Origin of the sequence: Candidatus Protofrankia californiensis (assembly GCF_900634765.1) — a bacterium.
GTDB lineage: Bacteria > Actinomycetota > Actinomycetes > Frankiales > Frankiaceae > Protofrankia > Protofrankia californiensis.
This window is the reverse complement of record NZ_CAAAFT010000037.1, coordinates 18269-19500: the sequence shown is the minus strand read 5'-3', so window position 1 is coordinate 19500 and position 1232 is coordinate 18269. Positions and strand designations below refer to the sequence as shown.

Sequence of the window (1232 nt, the reverse complement as noted above, 5' to 3'; positions counted from 1 at the left end):
GTGCAGACGCCTTCCCCAGTCGCCTGCACGACCCGCGGGTGGCCTCGTTGCTGGGTATCTGGCTCGGGACCGCCTTCGGGGTGTGTTTCCTGACCGGGCTGATGTCGCACTTCATGCAGCACCCGCCGTCGTGGTACGTCTGGCCGTCCCGCCCGGTGTCGCTGTACCGGGTGACGCAGGGCCTGCACGTGACGACCGGGCTGGCGTGCGTCCCGCTGCTGCTGGCGAAGCTGTGGACGGTCTACCCGCGGCTGTGGGAGTGGCCGCCGGTGCGCTCGGTCGCCCACGCCGTGGAGCGGCTCTTGATCGTGCCGTTGATCGCCGGGGCCGTCTTCCAGCTGGCCACCGGGATCGCGAACATCGCACAGTGGTACCAGTTCCGGTTCTTCTTCACCGTCACCCACTACTGGGTCGCCTGGATCACGATCGGCGCGCTGGGCGTGCACATCACCGCGAAGCTCGCGGTCGTGCGGGCGAACGTGGGCCGCCGCCGGGACACCCGGTCGCACCTGACCGACCGGGTGAGCGATCCCGAGCCGGGGACGGGCGCCGGTCTGTCCCGGCGCGGTCTCGGTATCGCCGTCACCGGTGCCGCCGGGGTCATCGTGGCGACGACAGCCGGCCAGTGGGCACCGGGCCTGTCCGGGCTCGACCTGCTCGGGCCGCGCCGGCCGGACATCGGCCCGCAGAGGCTGCCGGTCAACAAGACCGCGGTGGCGGCCCGGGTCACCGCGGTTGCCCGTGACCCGGGCTACCGGCTGGAGGTGGTCGGCCCGCGCCCGTTCGTCCTCACCCTCGACGAACTGCGGGTGTTCCCCCACCATGAATCGAAGCTGCCGATCACGTGTGTGGAGGGCTGGGCCGCGGACGCCAGCTGGTGTGGTCCTCGGCTGCGGGACCTGCTGGATGCAGCCGGTGTCCCCGCGGACGCGACGGTACGGGTGGAGTCCCTGGAGGCGGGCGGGGCCTACCGGACCAGCGAGGTGCACCCACCGCACGCTCGGGACCCGCTGACCCTGCTCGCCACCGGCCTGAACGGAGCGGACCTGGACATCGACCACGGCTATCCGGCGCGGCTGATCGCGCCGAACCGGCCCGGTGTCCTGCAGACCAAGTGGGTGCACCGGGTGGTGATGCTGTGAACGGGGATGCTGTTGTGCCGCACACCCATGGGCGGTCGTACACAGACGGCCGCCCATGGGTGTGCGGCACAACAGCATCCCCGTTCACAG

The 1232-nt window shown here is 71.4% G+C and carries 1 protein-coding gene; it reads left to right on the top strand.

Annotation, left to right across the window (positions count from 1 at the left end; all coding sequences use genetic code 11):
* Nucleotides 1-1142: molybdopterin-dependent oxidoreductase (locus DD1DGNOD_RS01660; RefSeq protein ID WP_206442881.1), on the top strand; the 1142-nt coding region annotated here is incomplete at its 5' end.
* Between the last annotated feature and the right edge of the window lie 90 nt (nucleotides 1143-1232).